This is a genomic window from Fusobacterium sp. JB019 (assembly GCA_030673965.1).
Taxonomy (GTDB): domain Bacteria; phylum Fusobacteriota; class Fusobacteriia; order Fusobacteriales; family Fusobacteriaceae; genus Fusobacterium_B.
In genome coordinates, this window is record JAUTCN010000017.1 from 18,799 (window position 1) to 38,429 (window position 19,631).

Here is a 19,631-nt window from a genome sequence, read left to right on the forward strand (position 1 = left end):
AAAGTCATTTTAAAAATTGGAGGAGATATATGAAGGAAATTTGGAAGGGAAGATTAGATAGTTTCCAAAAAGAAGATTTAAGATTTTGGCAAATAGTTACCACTGCCTTTGAAATGAAAGAGGAAAGTGGAGTTTGCTTTATTGGATATGATACAGATGATGGGGTAAAAAGAAATTTAGGAAGACCTGGAGCAGAAAAAGGATCCAATTCAATTAGAAGTGCTATGAAATCTTATCCAATTATTGAAAATGTGAAATTGTATGATTTTGGAAATTTAGAAAATAAAAAATTAGAAGAAGCTCAGGAAGAATATTCTGATAAGATAAAAATTGTTTTAGATAAGAAAAATTTCCCAATTGGTTTAGGTGGGGGACATGATATTGCTTATGGATCTTATCTAGGACTTAGAAAAGCTTATCCTAATAAAAAAATTGGAGTTATAAATTTTGATACTCACCTTGATATGAGAGATTATTCAAAGGGAGGAACTTCAGGAACTTCTTTTAAACAAATATTAGATTCTGATAAAGAAGCAAAATATATGATAATAGGATATAAGGATATAGGAAATACTGAAAGATTAAGGGAAGAAGCGAGAAAAAAAGGAGTTATAATAATAAAGGAAGAATATTCAGATGAATATATATATGAAGAGATTCAAAAATTTGCTGACAGTGTAGACATATTACAAGTTACATTTTGTATGGATGTATTTGATGCAAGTATAGCACCAGGTGTTTCAGCACCAACAATATTAGGCTTAGAAGGGAAGCGAGCAATAAAAATGTTAAGAAAAATTTTAGAAACAAAAAAAGTAGAAATTACAGATATTGCAGAAGTTAATCCATATTATGATATAGACATGAGAACTGCAAAATTAGCAGGGAATATAATTTATGAAATTGTTCAAAGTAAAAGTAGCTAGTTAACTTAGCGAAAGCTAAAAAAATAAAGGGAGGTACATATGTTATTTAATCCAGTAGTCGTTTCAGTGGTTGTAATGAGTATTCTTTGCTTACTAAAATTAAATGTAATGATAGCTATGATATTAGCAGCTTTAGTAGCAGGAATGATGTCTGGTTTAGGGGTTTCAGCAACAATGGGATTTTTAATTTCAGGAATGGGCGGAAATTCAGAAACTGCACTTAGTTATATTTTATTAGGTACATTAGCTGTAGCAATAAATCAAACAGGGCTTGCTGCAATAATGTCTAAGAAAATTTCACAAATAGTAAGTGGAAGAAAAGTTGTATTGTTATTATTAATAGCTTTCATAACTTGTTTTTCACAGAACTTAATTCCAGTTCACATAGCTTTTATACCAATTTTAATTCCACCATTATTAAAATTAATGAATAAATTAAAATTAGATAGAAGAGCAATGGCTTGTGCTTTGACATTTGGTTTAAAAACTCCTTATATTGTTTTACCAGTAGGATTTGGATTAATTTTCCAAACAATAATAAAAGATCAAATAAACGCCAATGGTTATACTGTTACTTTAGGTCAAGTTTGGAGAGCTAACTGGATATTAGGTATAGCAATGTTTGTAGGGCTTGCAATAGCAATATTTTTATCATATAGAAAACCGAGAGATTATGAAGATTTACCATTAAAAGGTTTTGAAGAAGCAGAGGAAATTCCAGAAAAAATGGAAAAGAAACATTGGATAACATTAGTTGCAGCAGCTTTAGCATTTGTAGTTCAATTAAGTACAGGTTCACTTCCTCTTGGAGCAATAGTTGCTCTTGGATTAATGGCAGCATTTAGAGTTATTAAATGGGATGGAATTGATGAATTATTAAATGGTGGAGTTTTAATAATGGGAGCAATTGCCTTTGTAATGTTAGTTGCAGCAGGATATGGAAATGTAATTAGAGAAACTAATGCAATTCCAGCTTTAGTTGAAAGTGTAGTTGCTGTAATAGGAACTAGTAAGGTTGCAGGTGCTTTCATAATGTTACTTGTTGGATTATTTGTAACAATGGGAATAGGAAGTTCTTTTGGAACAATTCCAATTCTAGCAGTTATTTATTGTCCACTAGCTTTAAAATTAGGATTCTCTCCAGCTTCAATTATTATATTAATAGCAACAGCAGGAGCTTTAGGAGATGCAGGATCTCCAGCATCAGATTCAACTTTAGGACCAACTTCAGGATTAAATGTAGATGGACAACATCAACATATTTGGGATACTTGTGTACCAACATTCTTACACTTTAATATCCCACTATTTATAGCAGGAATGATAGGAGCATTAATTTTTTAAATAATATAAATTTAAGGAGGATAAGTTTATGAAATTAGTAATAGGGGAAAGAAAATTAACACTAGAGGATCTTATTAATGTAACAAGAAAAGGATATACAGTAGAATTGTCAGATGAAGCTTACGCAAAAATAGCTAAAGCAAGAGCTTTAGTAGATAGATATGTTGAAGAAAAAAGAGTATCTTATGGAATTACTACAGGGTTTGGAAAATTTTCTGATACAATTGTATCAAAGGAAGAAACAGGACAATTACAAAAGAATTTAATAATGAGTCACTCATGTGGAGTTGGAAACCCATTATCAATTGATATGGCCCGTGGAATTATGTTACTAAGAGTAGTAAACTTATCTAAAGGATATTCAGGAGCAAGAAAAATAACAGTGGACACATTGGTGGAAATGTTAAATAAAGGTGTAACACCTTATATTCCAGAAAAAGGTTCCCTTGGAGCGTCAGGAGATTTGGCTCCTCTAGCACATATGGTTCTAGTAATGCTTGGAATGGGAAAAGCATATTACAATGGTGAATTAATGGAAGGTAAAAAGGCTATGGAAATGGCAGGAGTTGCAATTCTTCCAGAACTTTCTTCAAAGGAAGGATTAGCATTGATAAATGGTACTCAAGTAATGACTTCAGTTGGAGCTCACGTAGCTTATGATGCAATAAACTTAATGAAACATTTAGATTTAGCAGGTTCACTAACAATGGAAGCATTGAATGGAATAACTTGTGCTTATGATCCTAGAATACATGAAGTAAGAGGACATGCAGGACAAATAAGAACAGCTGCAAACTTTAGAGAAATATTAAAAGGAAGTAAAAATACTACAAAACAAGGTGAATTAAGAGTTCAAGATCCATATACATTAAGATGTATTCCTCAAATTCATGGAGCAAGTAAAGATACATTAGAATATGTTAGAGAAAAAATTGAAACAGAAATGGACGCAGTAACAGATAATCCAATTATTTTCTGTGATACAGATGATGTTATATCTGGTGGAAACTTCCATGGTCAACCAATGGCTCTTCCATTTGATTTCCTAGGAATAGCAATATCAGAAATGGCAAATGTAGCTGAAAGAAGACTTGAAAGATTAGTAAATCCTAATTTAAACTATGGTTTACCTGCTTTCTTAGTTGAAAAAGGTGGAGTAAATTCAGGATTTATGATAGTTCAATATGCAGCAGCAGCTTTAGTATCAGAAAATAAAGTATTAGCTCATCCAGCATCTGTTGATTCAATTCCATCTTCAGCTAACCAAGAAGATCATGTTTCAATGGGAACAATAGCAGCAAGAAAAGCTGGAGAAATTTTAGGAAATGCAAGAAAAGTTATTTCAATGGAAATATTAAGTGCTTGCCAAGGAATTGATTTAAGAAAAGCAGAATCTGGACTTGGAGCAGGAACAAAAGAAGCTTATAAACTTGTAAGAGAAAGAGTTGCTCATTATGATACAGATAGAGTAATGCATATAGATATAGATGCAGTTGAAGAATTAATAAAAGAAAATAAAATAGTTGAAACAGTTGAAAAAGAAATTGGAGAATTAAAAATATAAAAGGGGGAGAAATAATATGATAAACCAAGAAATTTTTAAAACTATGACAATTAAATTAGAGGCAAAAGATATTCCAGATTATATTCCTAAGATGGATCCACAATATAGAAGAGCACCAAAAAGAGTTGTACATTTAGAAAAAGATGAAATAGAATTAGCACTTAAAAATGCTTTAAGATATATTCCAGAAGAATATCATGAAAAATTAGCTCCTGAATTTTTAGATGAGTTAATGGAACACGGAAGAATTTATGGATATAGATTTAGACCAGAAGGAAGAATATATGGTAAACCTATTGATGAATATAATGGAAAATGTGTTGAAGGAAAAGCAATACAAGTTATGATAGAAAATAACTTAGATTTTGAAATAGCATTATATCCTTATGAGTTAGTAACTTATGGTGAAACTGGACAAGTTTGTCAAAACTGGATGCAGTATAGATTAATAAAAAAATATTTAGAAAATTTAACTCAAGATCAAACTTTAGTAGTAGCTTCAGGGCATCCAACAGGACTATTTAGATCAAAACCAACAGCACCAAGATGTGTTATGACAAATGCTCTTATGGTTGGAGAATTTGATGACTACAATAACTGGGCTAGAGCAGCTGCAATAGGAGTTGCAAACTATGGTCAAATGACAGCTGGAGGTTGGATGTATATTGGACCTCAAGGAATAGTTCACGGAACATATTCAACAATATTAAATGCTGCAAGACTTTTCTGTGGAGTACCAAAAGATGGAGATTTAGCAGGTAAATTATTTGTTACTTCAGGACTTGGAGGAATGAGCGGAGCTCAAGGAAAAGCTACTGTAATTGCAAAGGGTGTTGGAATCATAGCTGAAGTTGATAGATCAAGAATCCAAACTAGATTAGATCAAGGTTGGGTTGATGAAATAGCAGAAAGTCCTGAGGATGCATTTAAAATTGCAAAGGAAAAACAAGAATCAAGAACTCCATATGCAATAGCTTTCCATGGAAATATAGTTGATTTATTAGAATATGCAGATAAAAATAATGTTCATATAGATTTATTGTCAGATCAAACTTCTTGTCACGCTGTTTATGATGGAGGATATTGTCCAGTTGGAATGACTTTTGAAGAAAGAACAATGTTACTTGGAGAAGATAGAGAAAGATTTAATGAATTAGTAAATGAAACTTTGAAAAAACATTATGCAGTTATTAAAAATTTAACTAGTAAAGGAGTATATTTCTTTGACTATGGAAATAGTTTCCTAAAAGCTTTATATGATGTTGGAATAAAAGAAATTTCTAAAAATGGTAGAGATGATAAGGGTGGATTTATATATCCTTCGTATGTTGAAGATATATTAGGACCTGAATTATTTGACTATGGTTACGGACCATTTAGATGGGTATGTTTATCTGGTAAAAAAGAAGATCTATTAAAAACAGATAAGGCAGCTCTTGATTTAGTTGATCCAAACAGAAGATATCAAGATAGAGATAACTATATTTGGATACATGATGCAGATAAAAATGGACTAGTAGTTGGAACTCAAGCAAGAATATTCTATCAAGATGCTATGAGTAGAACTAAAATAGCTCTTTCATTTAACAAAATGGTAAGAGACGGAGAAATTGGACCAGTTATGTTAGGTAGAGATCATCATGATGTATCAGGAACTGACTCTCCATTTAGAGAAACTTCAAACATTAAAGATGGAAGTAATATTATGGCAGACATGGCAACTCAATGTTTTGCAGGAAACGCTGCTCGTGGAATGTCAATGATAGCTCTTCATAATGGTGGAGGAGTAGGAATTGGAAAATCAATAAATGGTGGATTTGGAATGGTTCTTGATGGAAGTCATAGAGTTGATGAAATTCTTATGCAAGCTATGCCTTGGGATGTAATGGGTGGAGTTGCAAGAAGGGCTTGGGCTAGAAATATTCATTCTATCGAAACTGCAATTGAATACAATAAAGATAATAGAGGAACAGATCATATTACACTTCCTTATATTGCAAATGAAGAACTAATTAAAAAATTAGTTGATGAAAAGATAAAATAGGTATAGAATAAACCAAAATTACAGGGGTAAGAGACAGAAATATTTCTGCCTCTTATTCCATTATAGGAGGAGGATATATGAAAGCTGATTTAGTTATATATAATATAGGGACTTTGGTTACATCAAAGGAACTTGAAAAAAAATCTATAGGAGATATGGAAAATATAGAAGTTTTACACAATGCTTATTTAGCAGTTCGTGATGGAAAAATTTTAGATCTTGGGGAAGGAAATGCTCCTGAAACTTTAATAGAAGAAAGTACAAAATTAATAGATGCTAAGAAAAAAGTTGTAACTCCAGGGTTAGTAGATTCCCACACTCATTTAGTTCATTATGGATCTAGAGAAAATGAATTACCTCTTAAGATAAAAGGTGTTCCTTATTTGGAAATATTAAGACAAGGGGGAGGAATCTTAAGTACAGTAAGACATACCAGAGAAGCTACAGATGAGCAGTTATATAAAAAATCATTTGATGTTTTAGATAGAATGCTTGCCTTTGGTGTTACTACTGTTGAAAGTAAAAGTGGTTATGGATTAAATTTAGAAACAGAATTAAGACAGTTAGAAACTAGTAAAAGATTAAATGAAAATCATCCTATTGATGTCATTTCAACTTTTTTAGGAGCTCACGCAGTTCCTGAAGAATATAAGGAAAATCCAAAGGGATATATAGATGAAGTTATAAAAATGTTACCTATTGTAAAGGAGAAAAATTTAGCAGAATTTTGTGATATTTTCTGTGAGGATAGTGTTTTTAATGTTGAAGAAAGTAGACATATATTAAATGAAGCAAAAAAATGTGGATTTAAACTGAAAATCCATGCTGATGAAATAGTTTCTCTTGGGGGAGCTGAGTTAGCAGGAGAATTAGGAGCAATTTCCGCAGAACATTTAATGGCAGTTAGTGATCAAGGAATTAAGGATTTACATGTTAATAATGTAATAGCTAATATACTTCCAGCTACTTCATTTAATTTAGGAAAAGCTTACGCACCAGTTAGAAAAATGATAGATACAGGAGTTACAGTTGCTCTTTCTACAGATTATAATCCTGGATCTTGTCCATGTGAAAATATTCAACTTGTTATGAATATTGCTTCAGCTCAAATAAAAATGACTCCATTAGAAATATTTAAAGGGATAACAATAAACGGAGCAAAGGCAATAGGAAAAGAAGAATTTATAGGAAGTTTGGAAGTTGGTAAAAATGCAGACTTTGTGATTTTTGATGTGAAAAACTTAAATTATATATTCTATAATATTGGAATTAATCACGTGAAAGATGTGTATAAGCTAGGAGAGCAGGTTGTGAAGGATGGAAAAATTTTCTATGCTTAATTAATTTCAAAAAAGATACGTACTTAAGAATTTCTTTTTCTTTTAGGAAAAGAAATTCTTTTATTTATATGGTATAATTAGCTTAGAAGGGAAAAAACAGATAGGGTAGGTGAAAAATTTGTCAAAATATGTAATAGAGATGAATAACATAACTAAAATATTTGGAACTTTTAAAGCTAATGATGATATAACTTTAAAAGTAGAAAAGGGAGAAATTCATGCTCTTTTGGGAGAAAATGGAGCAGGAAAATCAACTCTTATGAGTGTTTTATTTGGTCTATATCAGCCAGAATATGGTGAAATAAAGATCAATGGTGAAAAGGTAAATATTAACAATCCAAATGATGCAAATAGACTGGGTATTGGAATGGTTCATCAACATTTTAAATTAGTTCATAATTTTACAGTTGTAGAAAATATAGTTTTAGGAATGGAGACTGTAAAAAATGGAAAATTAGAAATGGGAGAGGCTAAGAAAAAAATTATAGCTTTAAGTGAAAAATATAAGCTTCAAATAAATCCAGATGATCTTATTTCAGATATAACAGTTGGAATGCAGCAAAGAGTAGAAATTTTAAAGATGCTTTATAGAGATAATGATATACTTATATTCGATGAACCTACAGCAGTGTTAATGCCCCAAGAAATAGAAGAACTTATGAAAATTATGAAGCAACTTACAAGTGAAGGGAAATCCTTAATATTTATTACCCACAAACTAAACGAAATAAAAGAAGTGGCAGACAGATGTACTGTTCTTAGAAAGGGTAAATATATTGGGACAATAGATGTTTCTTCTACTACTAAGGAAGAAATGTCAGAAATGATGGTTGGAAGAAAGGTTGATTTTAATATTGAAAAAAAAGAAGTAACATTAGGTGAAACAGTGTTAAAGGTAGAAGACTTATCAATGAAATCAAGCCTTTCTGAAAAATTAGTTGTAAAAAATGTGAATTTTTCTGTTAAAAAAGGAGAAATTGTTTGTGTAGCAGGTGTTGACGGAAATGGTCAATCGGAACTTGTTTTTGGTCTTACTGGTTTACTTCCAATTAAAAATGGGAAGATATATTTAAAAGATATTGATATAACTCATAAAAGTATTAGAGAAAGATATCTTCATGGGTTATCTTATATACCAGAGGATAGACATAAACATGGTCTTGTTTTAGATTATACTTTACAAGAAAATTTAGCCCTTCAAAGTTATTATAAACCAGAGTTTCAAAGTCATGGTTTTTTAAATTTTAAAGGAATGAAAGATTACGCTGTTAAACTTATTGATAAATTTGATATTAGATCTAGCAGTAGAGAAAAATCTATAGTTAGAGGAATGTCTGGTGGAAATCAACAAAAGGCAATTATAGCTAGAGAATTAAGTAGAGAATTAGAACTTGTTATAGCTGTTCAACCAACGAGAGGTTTAGATGTTGGAGCCATAGAATTTGTACATAAACAATTGATAGAACAAAGGGATAATGGAAAAGCAGTTCTTTTAATTTCCATGGAACTTGATGAAATTATGAATGTAAGTGATAGGATACTTGTAATGCATGATGGGGAAATTGTAGCAAATAAAAATCCAAAGGAAACAACAATAAATGAATTAGGACTTTATATGGCAGGTTCTAAAAGAGAGGAGGATGTTAAATGAAAAAGTTAGTTAATTTTGCTTCTTCACTTCTTGCTGTTATTGCTGGTTTGGTTTTTGGATTAATAATTTTATTTATCACAAATTCACAAGATGCAATTGCAGGATTTCAAACTATTTTAGCAGGAGGACTTTCAAATGGTATATCAGGTGTGGGGCAGGTACTTTATCTTGCAACACCTATAATAATGACAGGTCTTTCAGTTGGTTTTGCTTTTAAAACAGGATTGTTTAATATAGGAGCTTCTGGTCAATTTACTTTAGGAGCCTTTGTTGCAGTTTATATTGGAATAAAGGGAAGCTTTTTAGGACCAGTTCACTGGGTAGTTGCTTTAATTGCTGCAGGGATAGCAGGTGCTATTTGGGGATTTATTCCAGGAATTTTAAAGGCAAGATTTAATGTAAATGAAGTTATTTCTTCTATAATGATGAATTATATAGGAATGTATTTTGTTAATATGTTAGTTTTTAGAAATATATATGATTCTGGAAGAAATCAATCTTTACCAGTTGCAAGCACAGCTTTAATACCTAAAGCTGGTCTTAATACTTTGTTTAGAGCAAGAAATTTAAATATAGGAATATTTATAGCTTTGTTATTTGTAATTCTTATGTATATATTATTAGAAAAGACAACCTTTGGTTATGAATTAAAGGCTTGTGGTCAGAATAAAGACGCAGCTAAATATGCTGGAATTAATTCAAAAAGAAATATTGCCCTTTCAATGACAATTGCAGGTGCTCTTGCAGGAATTGGTGGAGCTTTATTATATCTAGCAGGTAGTGGGAAATATTTACAAGTTGTAGATATAATTGCCCCAGAAGGTTTTAGTGGGATATCAGTTGCCCTACTTGGTCTTTCTAATCCAATTGGAATATTATTCTCTGGAATATTTATAGCTCATATTATAGTTGGCGGAAATTATTTACAACTTTATAATTATGTTCCTGAAGTTATTGATATGATAATTTCTGTAATTATATATTGTGGTGCATTTTCACTTTTATTTAGAGCTGTGTTAAAGAGACTAATTACAAGAAGAGAGGAGAAGAAATAAATTATGAGTATATTATATTTTTTAGTTCAACAAACAATGTTTTTTTCCATTCCTCTTTTAATAGTGGCTTTAGGGGGAATGTATTCAGAAAGAAGTGGTATTGTTAATATCGCACTAGAGGGAATAATGATAATGGGAGCTTTTGTAAGTGTATTCTTTATATCTTCTTATAATGATGCTATGAATCCACAATTATTATTAATATTAGCTGTTCTTGTGGCAGGACTTTCTGGAGGAGTATTTGCTCTTTTCCATGCTTTTGCTTCAATAAATTTAAAGGCAGATCAAGTAATAAGTGGTACTGCTCTTAATATGTTTGCTCCAGCCTTTGCTATATTTATAGCAAGAACTTTTGGTGGAACTCAGTATATTCAATTTGTGGATAAGTTTCATATAGTTAAGGTTCCAGTACTTGGAAGTATTCCTATAGTGGGAAGATTATTTTTTCAAAATGCCTATATAACTACATATATTGGTTTTTTAATATTTATAGTAGCTGCATTTGTAATTAAATATACTAGATTTGGTCTTAGACTTAGATCCTGCGGGGAACATCCTCAAGCAGCAGATTCTGTTGGTATAAATGTTTATAAAATAAGATATGCAGGTGTTTTTATTTCAGGAATATTAGCTGGAATAGGAGGAATAGCCTTTGTAATACCAACATCTACTAATTTTGATGCCTCTGTTGCAGGATATGGATTCTTAGCTTTAGCTGTTTTAATATTTGGTCAATGGAGAAGTAATAAAATATTTATAGCTGCATTTTTCTTTGGGATAATGAAAACAGTTTCAAGTACATATTCAGGAATACCTATATTAAAAGATTTACCTATTCCAAATGAAATATATAAAATGGCACCTTATATTGCTACTTTAGTTGTTTTAGTTTTCTTTTCTAAGAAATCTCAAGCACCAAGAGCAGAAGGTATACCATATGATAAAGGAAGCCGTTAATTACATTAAAAATATAAAGGGGGAATGTATGAAAAAAATCTTATGTTTTATGTCAATGATTTTAGCTGTTGTATTTGTAGGTTGTGGTGGAAAAGAAGAAGGTGGAGCTTCTAAAACAAAAGTTTATGAATATGCTCTAGTAACAGATGTTGGAACAATAGATGATAAATCATTTAATCAAGGAGCTTGGGAAGGTGTTCAAGCTTATACTAAAGAAAAACATTTACCAGCAAAATATTATAAGCCAATAGAAAAATCTGATGAAGCTTATATGACAAGTATGAGACTTGCTATAAAGGGTGGTGCAAAGGTTGTTGTTTGTCCAGGGTTCTTATTTGAAAATCCAGTTTGGAATTTACAACAAGAATATCCAGATGTTAAATTTATTATATTAGATGGTGCTCCTCATTCAGGAAACTATAAATATGATATTAAAGATAATACAGTTGCAGTTTTCTATGCTGACCAGCAAGCTGGTTTCTTAGCAGGATATGCAGCAGTTAAAGATGGATATAGAAATTTAGGATTTATGGGTGGAATTGCAGTTCCTCCAGTTGTAAACTTTGGTTATGGATATGTTCAAGGTGCAGATTACGCAGCTAAAGAATTAGGAATTGATGATGTTAAGATTAAATATACTTATTTAGGAAGTTTTGGACCTTCTCCTGAAAATATGGCAAAGGCAGCTTCTTGGTATAATGGAGATACTGATGTAATATTTGCTTGTGCAGGTGGAGCAGGAAACTCTGTAATGAAAGCTGCTGAAACAGCAGGAAAAGCAATGATCGGTGTTGACGTTGACCAATCAAGTGAATCTGAATCTGTAATAACTTCTTCAATGAAAAATTTAGGAAAATCTGTTCATGATATTCTTAATTTATATGAAAAAGGAGAATTCCCAGGTGGTCAAATGTTACGTTTAGGTGCTGAAAGTGGTAACGTAGGTCTTCCAATGGAAACTTCTAGATTTAAGAAATTTACTAAAGATGATTATGATATGATATATGATAAAATAGCTAATAATGAAATTGAAATTCAAACAAATTTAATTCCTGAAGTAACAGGTTTAAAAGTAGACAAAGTACAAGTTGAATTAGTTAAATAAAAAGATATTTATATATAAATAGAAATCTCCTTGGAATAATCCAAGGAGATTTTTTAGTACAACTTAGGGGTAATACTAAAGTTATTTAAATAGATTAATTGCAGTGATAATGATTGGCATTTGGAAAATATCAATTAGAAATGCCCCAGTAAGAGGAATTATTAAATAAGGATTTACAGTATATCCATATCTTCCACTAACTTCTCCCATGTTAATCATTGCATTTGTAGTAGCTCCAAGTCCAGATCCACACATTCCTGATACCATAACTGCAGCGTCATAATCACTACCCATAGCTCTAAACACAATAAATCTTGTATAAAGGAACATAAATGTAACTTGGCAAAGTAGAATTATAATCATAGGAACTGCTAAAGCTGCTAATTCCCAAAGTTTTAAAGAGATTAAAGCCATTGAAAGGAATATGTTTAGAGAAGTTTCTCCGATTATATTTATTAAATTTCTATCCATATCAAACCACTGATGTTTAATATTTAAGTTATTGAATATTATTGCACAAAACATTGCTCCAACATAAGAAGGTAAAGCTAAGTTAAAACTATGTTTTAAAAGATTACTAAGAGAAATCCCAACAGTCATAATAATAGCAAGCATTGATATATGTCTTAACATAGAATTAAGATTTATTTCTTTTTTATCAATATCTATTTTAAGTCCAACTTCATTTTCATTTACAACATCTTTAGGTTTTAATTTATATTTTTTTATTAAACTAATTGCTAAAGGTGCTCCAAGTAATCCACCAGCTACAAGTCCAAAAGTAGCGGAAGAAAGGGCCATTGTAAGAGATCCGGTAACTCCTAAACCTTCAACTGTTTGTCCAAAAGCTCCAGCTGCTCCGTGCCCTCCAGACATTGAAACAGATCCTGCAAGAACTCCAAGAAGAGGATTAATTCCAGTAAACTTAGCAACAGATACACCAATAACTGTTTGCATAAGAGTCATGAATCCACTTAAAAGCCAAAAGAAGATTAGAAGTTTTCCACCTTTTTTAAGACCATCAATTGAAGATCCTAAACCAATAGTGGTGAAGAAAACTACCATAAATGGTGTTTGGAAAGCATTGTTATATTGGATGCTTCCAATATGTGTAGTTCTTATAAGTAAATGAAATATTGCAAATAAAAGTCCACCTAAAACAGCAGCGGGCACTCCAAATCTGTGTAAAAAGTTAAGTTTCTTCTTTAAAACTTTTCCAACGTAAAGTGATATAAGCCCAATGGCAACAGTTCCAACCATGTCGAAATTAAAAAGTATTCCCAGGTCATTAAAGCTAAAATTCATATTTTTCCTCCTCTAAACTTAAATTATTTATTTTTTGGAATTTAACATCATATTGTATATTAAAACCCCAACTAATTTAGCAGTTCTCATGTCTATATCATAATTCGGATTAACTTCAGCAAAGTCAACACATACAACTTTTTTAGTTTCTAGAATTTCTTGAAAAATTCTTTGTCCCTTTCTAGGGTCAAGTCCTAAAATAGTTGGAGCAGAAACTCCAGGTGCATAAACTGCGTCAAACACATCCATACAGAAAGTGATATAGATTATATCCACACTATCACAATATTCTTTTAATTTTTTAATTATAATTTCTTCTTTTTCTTCTTCATCTAAAATTAAAGAATTATATTTTTTAGCTGTTTCAATTAAACGTTTTGTATTTCCTTGTTTTTTGAATCCAATAATTGAATATTTAGCATTTTTGTCAGAATCTAATATTTGTTTAAATGAAGTTCCAGAGCTAACTCCATCTTCGTAAGGCCTCATATCTAAATGAGTATCAAAATTAATTATTCCAAGTTTTTTATCAGGATAAGCTTTTCTTATTCCCATGTAAGAACCATAAGCTATATCGTGTCCTCCACCTAGTCCAATTGGAAAATTCTTTTTATTTATAACATCAGCTATTTTGTTAGAATATTCCTCTTGTGCCTCTTCTAATTTTCTATTAGAAAGATTATAATAATCATAAATTTCTAAATCATCAATTTTTGGAAAAGATTGCATAGCTTTTCTAATGGAATCAGATCCACCTTCAGCACCAGGTCTTCCTAAATTTCTTTTAACTCCGTCATCTGTATCATATCCTACAAAACAATAACCAGAGTTTTCTTTCATATCTTTAGCATCTTTTATTATTTGCCAAAGTCTTAAATCCATTTCTTCGTTACTATCGAATCTTCCATTCCATAATGTATTCATAATGTCCTCCCCCATTTATTTTAAATTTCTACATATCCATAAAATAATTTTGCTTTTTCAGATTTAAAATTAATTTCTTCTTCATCAAAAATAGCAATTTCTCCAGTTTTTAAAATAGAATCATTAATTAAAATTTCACCAGATATGGCGTAAATAAAAGAGATTCTATTTTTAAAGCTTAGATTATGTATTTCATTATTAGCAATTTCTTTAAAATAAAAATCTCCAATGCCCTTATTGTTTATAATTAAATTAAAATCAGTGACCTTTCCCTTAGAATTAGTTGTCCAGTCTCCAGAAAAATGATCAATATCATAAGGATTTAATATAATATGATGATGATCCAGATGATTTAATTCCATTTTCCCTTTAAGTACTGAGATAACCCTATTCATGTTATCAAATTTTGTAAATATACTTTCCTCTAGCTCAGTAGTAGCAGTACTTATTCTGAATTTAAAGTCTCTTTTTTTAAAGTCGCAATTTTCAGGATAAATATATAGTTGTTTAGTTATACCACCGCTCCATTTGCTAATTATTCCTTGGTTTTCAGATAATATTTTAAGCATATAACCACCCTTTCTATAAAATTTATATTGTATATAGATTTTTCAGCTTTCTAAGTAACACCGTGTTACTAAGATAATTTATGATAGCATTTTATTTTTAAAAAAACAAGAGAAATTTGTAGAAAAAGAGGATTTATCATATAAAAAATAAATGGTATGTATTAATAGGAAACATGTTTTGCTTATTTTCTGATTTATGCTATAATTATAACAAACAAAGTTTATAATAAGAAAAACATTCGAGGGGTAATGTATGGATTTTGAAAGAGTTAAAAATGAAGAACAAAGAAGAATAAGGGTGCAGCAGATAAAGGATGCTGCTATAAAAATATTCGATAAACGAAAATATTTGGATATTACCCTTGCAGAAATAGCTAAAGAAACTAAATTCACAAGAGGAAATTTATATAAATATGTTTCTTCTAAGGAAGAGATTTATTTGCTGGTTTTAGTTGATGAATTTAGAAAACTTTTAGAAAATTTAAAAGCAAATATTGATCGTAAATTTTCAAAAGAAGTTGATAAATTTTCAGATATAATGGCAGAAACAATTAATGCTCATGTGAGGTTTTTAAAGTTGTATTCTATTTTATATACAGTACTTGAAAAGAATGCATCTGAAGAAAAGCTCATAGAATTTAAGGAAAATTTTAGTAGTTGTATGGATGAATTATTTTCCATTATTAAATTAGCTTTTCCAGAGTTAACTATAAAACAAATAAGGAAATTTATGGAAGTTTTAGGATGCTTTATAATTGGATTTTATCCTCTAGCTAATCCAGATCCTATCCAAAAGGAGGCTTTTATAAAGTCATCCACTGGATATTATCCTTCAAAATTTGTACAAACTTTAAAAGAACAGATAATTTTTAATCTGAAAAATGTAACATATTCAGATGGAAAAATATTCTCTATTCCTTATAGATTAGTTTAGATATCAAACACTTTCTTTAATTTTGAAATTAAAGAGGGTGTTTTTTTATTCAAGGTATATATATAAAAAAAATAAAAAAAAGAGTTGCTATTTAAAAATTATATGATATAATACTTAAAAAATTTATCAGAAAATCCAATTCATGGGGTATACTTAAACCATGTGGGTGTAAAAATTTTAATATTGAGGAGGCTACAAAATGAAAATTGACTTAAATTGTGATTTAGGAGAAAGTTTTGGAGTGTACAAAATTGGTATGGATGAAGAAGTTTTAAAATATATTTCTTCTGCCAATGTTGCTTGCGGATGGCATGCTGGGGATTCAGTTGTTATGGGGAAAACAGTTGAGTTAGCAAAAAAGAATAATGTTGCAGTTGGAGCTCATCCAGGATTTCCTGATTTAGTAGGTTTTGGTAGGAGAACTTTAAATGTCTCACCAAAGGAATTAAAATCTTATGTTAAATATCAAGTAGGGGCGTTACTTGCATTTAGTAAAAGTGAAGGATTAAAAATGCAACATGTTAAACCTCATGGAGCTATGTATAATATGGCTGCAAAGGATTATGATCTTGCTTTAGCTATAGCGGAAGCTATAAAAGAAGTTGATGATAGTTTAATCTTAATGGGGCTAGCAAATAGTGAAATGATAAGAGCAGGAAAAGATGTGGGGATTAAAGTTGCAAATGAAGTATTTGCAGATAGAGCCTATAATGATGATGGAACTCTTGTTTCAAGAGCATTAGAAGGTGCAGTAATTCATGATAAAGATTTAGCTATATCAAGAGTTATTAGAATGGTAAAAGAAGGAAAAGTTGAAAGTATTAATGGAAAAGATATTGATTTAGTACCACAATCTATATGTATCCATGGGGATAATCCAGAAGCTTTGGAATTTGCTAAAAATATAAGAGAAGCACTTGTGAAAGAAGGAATTGAAATATCATCTTTATAAAATAATGGGGGGATACAAATGACGAAAACTAACACAGCTAAAATAGATGCAACGAAGGATAAAAAAAATAAAGGAGCAATAATAGGAGCAGCATTTATTATGGCTACTTCAGCGGTAGGACCAGGATTTTTAACTCAAACAGCGGTATTTACAGAGAGATTTAATTCTAATTTTGCCTTTGCAATATTAATGGTTACAATAGCTACTATAATTGTTCAGTTAAATATATGGAGAGTTATTTGTGTTTCAGGAATGAGAGGGCAAGATATTGCAAATAAAGTATTTCCAGGACTTGGATATTTTGTAGCCTTTTTAGTTGCTCTTGGAGGACTTGCTTTCAATATAGGAAATATAGGTGGAGCAGCTCTAGGATTAAATGTATTATTTGGAATGAATACGACAGTTGGAGTGTTATTAGCAGGAGCTTTAGGAGCTTTTGTATTCTTACAAAAAGATATGGGAAATATAATGGATAGACTTACAAAAGTTTTAGGAGCTATGATGATAGTTGTTATGACTTATGTTGCAATATCTTCTAATCCACCAGTTGGAAGAGCATTACATGATGCTATCTTACCAGAAAGTTACGGAGCATTAAGCTTTTCTGTAATAACTTTACTTGGAGGAACAATTGGAGGATATATTACTTTTGCAGGAGCTCATAGACTTGTTGATGCTAATACAAAAGGTATTGAGAATTTAGATAAAATTAATCAAAGTTCTATCTTAGGAGTATCAGTTGCAGCAATAATCAGAGTTATGCTGTTCTTAGCAGTTCTTGGTGTTGTTTCAACAGGATTTAAATTAGATCCATCTAATCCACCTGCATCAGCATTTAGAGCAGGAGCAGGAATAGTTGGATATAAAATATTTGGACTAGTAATTTTCTCAGCAGCATTAACATCTATTGTTGGAGCAGCTTATACATCTGTTTCTTTCTTAAAAACTTTATCAAAAACAGTTATGGAAAATGAAAATAAATTTATAATTGGATTTATTGCTTTTTCTACAGTTGTAATGGCATTTATTGGGAAACCAGTTGTATTATTAATTCTTGCAGGATCTTTAAATGGATTGATCTTACCTTTAACTTTAGGAATTGTACTTTTAGGATCTAGAAAAGAAGAAATAGTAGGAAAATATAAGCATTCAAAACTATTAACTGTTCTTGGATGGATAGTAGTTGTAGCTAGTGGATATGCAGGAATGTTATCTTTACAAAATATAATGAAAATATTTAACTAGGGGGAGTTTATGAAATTTTTAAAGGCTGGGGATTCATCTTTGGTTATAGAATTAGGAAATGAAATATTTCCTATAATCAATTTTAAATTAAAGAAAATAACAGAATTTTTAGATAATGCAAATATAAAAGGGATTAAAGATTTATTACCAACTTATAGATCTATAATAGTTTATTATAATCCTTTAATTGTTTCTTTTGAAGAGATAAAAGAAATAGTTGAAATAAATTGTAATTTTGAACATGAAAATACAGAAAATATTGAAAAAGAAATAGTTGAGATACCAGTTGTTTATGGTGGAGAATATGGACCAGATTTGGAAAATATAGCTGCTCATAACAATTTAACTACAGAAGAAGTTATAAAAATTCATACTTCAGGAGAATATTTAGTATACATGCTAGGATTTACTCCAGGTTTCCCTTATTTAGGAGGAATGGATAAGAAAATAGCAACTCCTAGACTAAAAGAACCTAGAACAAAAATTCCAGCAGGGTCAGTTGGAATAGCAGGGGAACAAACAGGAGTTTATCCAATTGAAAGTCCTGGTGGATGGCAATTATTAGGTAGATCACCACTAGATTTCTTTAATCCAAATAGTGAAAAACCTTTTCTTTTAAAGGCAGGTCAATATATTAAATTTGTGGCTATTACAGAGGAAGAATACTTAAAATTAAAAGGAAAGGAGGCTTAGATGGAAACTTTTAAAATTACAGATAGTGGACTTTTAAGTTCCATTCAAGATTTAGGAAGATATGGATATCAAAGATATGGAGTTTCTTGTTCAGGAGTTATGGATGAATATTCAGCTAAAATAGGAAATTTTTTAGTTGGAAATGATGAAAACGCTGCTGTTATAGAGACTACTTTAAAAGGAATATCAGGAGAATTTTTAAAAGATACTTTGATTTCAGTGACAGGTGGAGACTGTGATGTTTTCCTAAATGATGAGAAGATAAAATTATGGAATTCCTATGAAGTTAAAGCTGGAGATAAATTAAAGATGGGATTTTGTAAATCAGGTCTTAGAAACTATATTGCTTTTTCAGGGGGGATAGATGTACCAGTTGTAATGAATAGTAGATCTACAAACTTAAAAGCAAAAATAGGTGGATTTTCAGGAAGAAAATTAATGGTTAACGATACTCTTTCTATATTTGAACTTCTTGGAAAAAAAGAAACTAAAGGGCTTAAGGAAGAATTTGTTCCTAAAGCTTTAGGTGAAATAGAAGTAAGAGTAATTCTTGGACAACAACAGGATTATTTTACAAAAGCTGGAATAGAAACTTTCTTTAGAGAAACTTATTCTACTACTAAAGATGGTGACAGAATGGGAATTAGACTTTCAGGACCAGAAGTTGAGCATGTTGATGGAGCAGATATAATTTCAGATGGAATAACTTTTGGAGCTATACAAATTCCAGGAAACGGACAACCTATAATCATGATGGCAGATAGACAAACAACTGGTGGATATACAAAAATTGGAAATGTAATAACAGTTGATTTATCTAAATTAGCCCAAGCTAAGCCAGGAACAAAGGTTAAATTTAAAGAAGTTGATGAAAAAGAGGCTATAAGATTAATGAGGGAAGAAAAAGAACTTATTTTTTCTGAAGACTCTTATGAAATAAGAAGCAAAAAAGAATCTTTTTCAATAATTTTAAATGGTAAAACTTGTGAAGTGGAAATAGAAAGAATTAAATAGAGGTGGAGT

At 30.6% G+C, this 19,631-nt stretch carries 17 protein-coding genes; 14 read left to right on the top strand and 3 right to left on the bottom strand.

Translation table 11 applies throughout. The features are described from left to right. The first annotated feature begins 29 nt into the window (after positions 1-29). The 9 genes from hutG (Q7K47_08810) (at position 30) to Q7K47_08850 (ending at position 11,986) form a co-directional block, all read left to right on the top strand. Positions 30-926, top strand: a complete 897-nt coding sequence (hutG, locus tag Q7K47_08810; GenBank protein ID MDP0507299.1) for a formimidoylglutamase — start codon at positions 30-32, stop codon at positions 924-926. A 39-nt stretch (positions 927-965) separates the two neighbouring features. Further along, complete coding sequence (locus tag Q7K47_08815) at positions 966-2,270, top strand: SLC13 family permease (protein ID MDP0507300.1); 1,305 nt, start codon at positions 966-968, stop codon at positions 2,268-2,270. Positions 2,271-2,298: 28 nt separating this feature from the next. Beyond that, the gene (gene hutH, locus Q7K47_08820) at positions 2,299-3,834 is read left to right on the top strand and encodes a histidine ammonia-lyase (GenBank protein MDP0507301.1); all 1,536 of its coding nucleotides are present in this window, start codon (positions 2,299-2,301) and stop codon (positions 3,832-3,834) included. A 16-nt stretch (positions 3,835-3,850) separates the two neighbouring features. Then, positions 3,851-5,878 carry a urocanate hydratase gene (locus tag Q7K47_08825; GenBank protein ID MDP0507302.1) on the top strand — a complete coding sequence of 676 codons (2,028 nt, stop codon included), beginning with the start codon at positions 3,851-3,853 and terminating at the stop codon, positions 5,876-5,878. Between the two features lie 77 nt (positions 5,879-5,955). Continuing rightward, complete coding sequence (gene hutI / locus Q7K47_08830) at positions 5,956-7,218, top strand: imidazolonepropionase (GenBank protein ID MDP0507303.1); 1,263 nt, start codon at positions 5,956-5,958, stop codon at positions 7,216-7,218. A 118-nt stretch (positions 7,219-7,336) separates the two neighbouring features. After that, on the top strand, positions 7,337-8,869 hold the full coding sequence (locus Q7K47_08835; GenBank protein ID MDP0507304.1) for an ABC transporter ATP-binding protein: 1,533 nt from the start codon (positions 7,337-7,339) through the stop codon (positions 8,867-8,869). Beyond that, a complete protein-coding gene (locus Q7K47_08840) occupies positions 8,866-9,924 on the top strand; it encodes an ABC transporter permease (GenBank protein MDP0507305.1) in 1,059 nt (352 codons plus the stop codon). Before Q7K47_08835 ends, Q7K47_08840 begins: the two co-directional genes overlap by 4 nt. 3 nt (positions 9,925-9,927) lie before the next feature. Then, the gene (locus tag Q7K47_08845; GenBank protein MDP0507306.1) at positions 9,928-10,881 is read left to right on the top strand and encodes an ABC transporter permease; all 954 of its coding nucleotides are present in this window, start codon (positions 9,928-9,930) and stop codon (positions 10,879-10,881) included. 28 nt (positions 10,882-10,909) lie between these two features. Further along, a complete protein-coding gene (locus Q7K47_08850; GenBank protein MDP0507307.1) occupies positions 10,910-11,986 on the top strand; it encodes a BMP family ABC transporter substrate-binding protein in 1,077 nt (358 codons plus the stop codon). An 81-nt stretch (positions 11,987-12,067) separates the two neighbouring features. On the opposite strand, the gene gltS is transcribed toward Q7K47_08850, so the two are convergent. The 3 genes from gltS to Q7K47_08865 are packed head-to-tail and all read right to left on the bottom strand — an operon-like array spanning position 12,068 to position 14,784. Next, complete coding sequence (gene gltS / locus Q7K47_08855; GenBank protein ID MDP0507308.1) at positions 12,068-13,291, bottom strand: sodium/glutamate symporter; 1,224 nt, start codon at positions 13,289-13,291, stop codon at positions 12,068-12,070. A 27-nt stretch (positions 13,292-13,318) separates the two neighbouring features. Further along, positions 13,319-14,215, bottom strand: a complete 897-nt coding sequence (hutG, locus tag Q7K47_08860) for a formimidoylglutamase (protein MDP0507309.1) — start codon at positions 14,213-14,215, stop codon at positions 13,319-13,321. A gap of 20 nt (positions 14,216-14,235) precedes the next feature. Continuing rightward, the gene (locus Q7K47_08865; GenBank protein MDP0507310.1) at positions 14,236-14,784 is read right to left on the bottom strand and encodes a HutD family protein; all 549 of its coding nucleotides are present in this window, start codon (positions 14,782-14,784) and stop codon (positions 14,236-14,238) included. 253 nt (positions 14,785-15,037) lie between these two features. Between Q7K47_08865 and Q7K47_08870 the strand changes: the two genes are divergently transcribed. The 5 genes from Q7K47_08870 (at position 15,038) to Q7K47_08890 (ending at position 19,622) form a co-directional block, all read left to right on the top strand. After that, on the top strand, positions 15,038-15,718 hold the full coding sequence (locus tag Q7K47_08870) for a TetR family transcriptional regulator (protein MDP0507311.1): 681 nt from the start codon (positions 15,038-15,040) through the stop codon (positions 15,716-15,718). A 199-nt stretch (positions 15,719-15,917) separates the two neighbouring features. Next, entirely contained in the window at positions 15,918-16,670 is a 753-nt protein-coding gene (locus Q7K47_08875; protein MDP0507312.1) for a 5-oxoprolinase subunit PxpA, read from the top strand. An 18-nt stretch (positions 16,671-16,688) separates the two neighbouring features. Further along, complete coding sequence (locus tag Q7K47_08880; GenBank protein ID MDP0507313.1) at positions 16,689-17,915, top strand: divalent metal cation transporter; 1,227 nt, start codon at positions 16,689-16,691, stop codon at positions 17,913-17,915. Positions 17,916-17,924: 9 nt separating this feature from the next. Next, complete coding sequence (gene pxpB / locus Q7K47_08885) at positions 17,925-18,608, top strand: 5-oxoprolinase subunit PxpB (GenBank protein ID MDP0507314.1); 684 nt, start codon at positions 17,925-17,927, stop codon at positions 18,606-18,608. Then, positions 18,609-19,622: a biotin-dependent carboxyltransferase family protein gene (locus tag Q7K47_08890; protein ID MDP0507315.1), complete on the top strand. Its 1,014-nt coding sequence runs from the start codon at positions 18,609-18,611 to the stop codon at positions 19,620-19,622. Positions 19,623-19,631 lie beyond the last annotated feature (9 nt).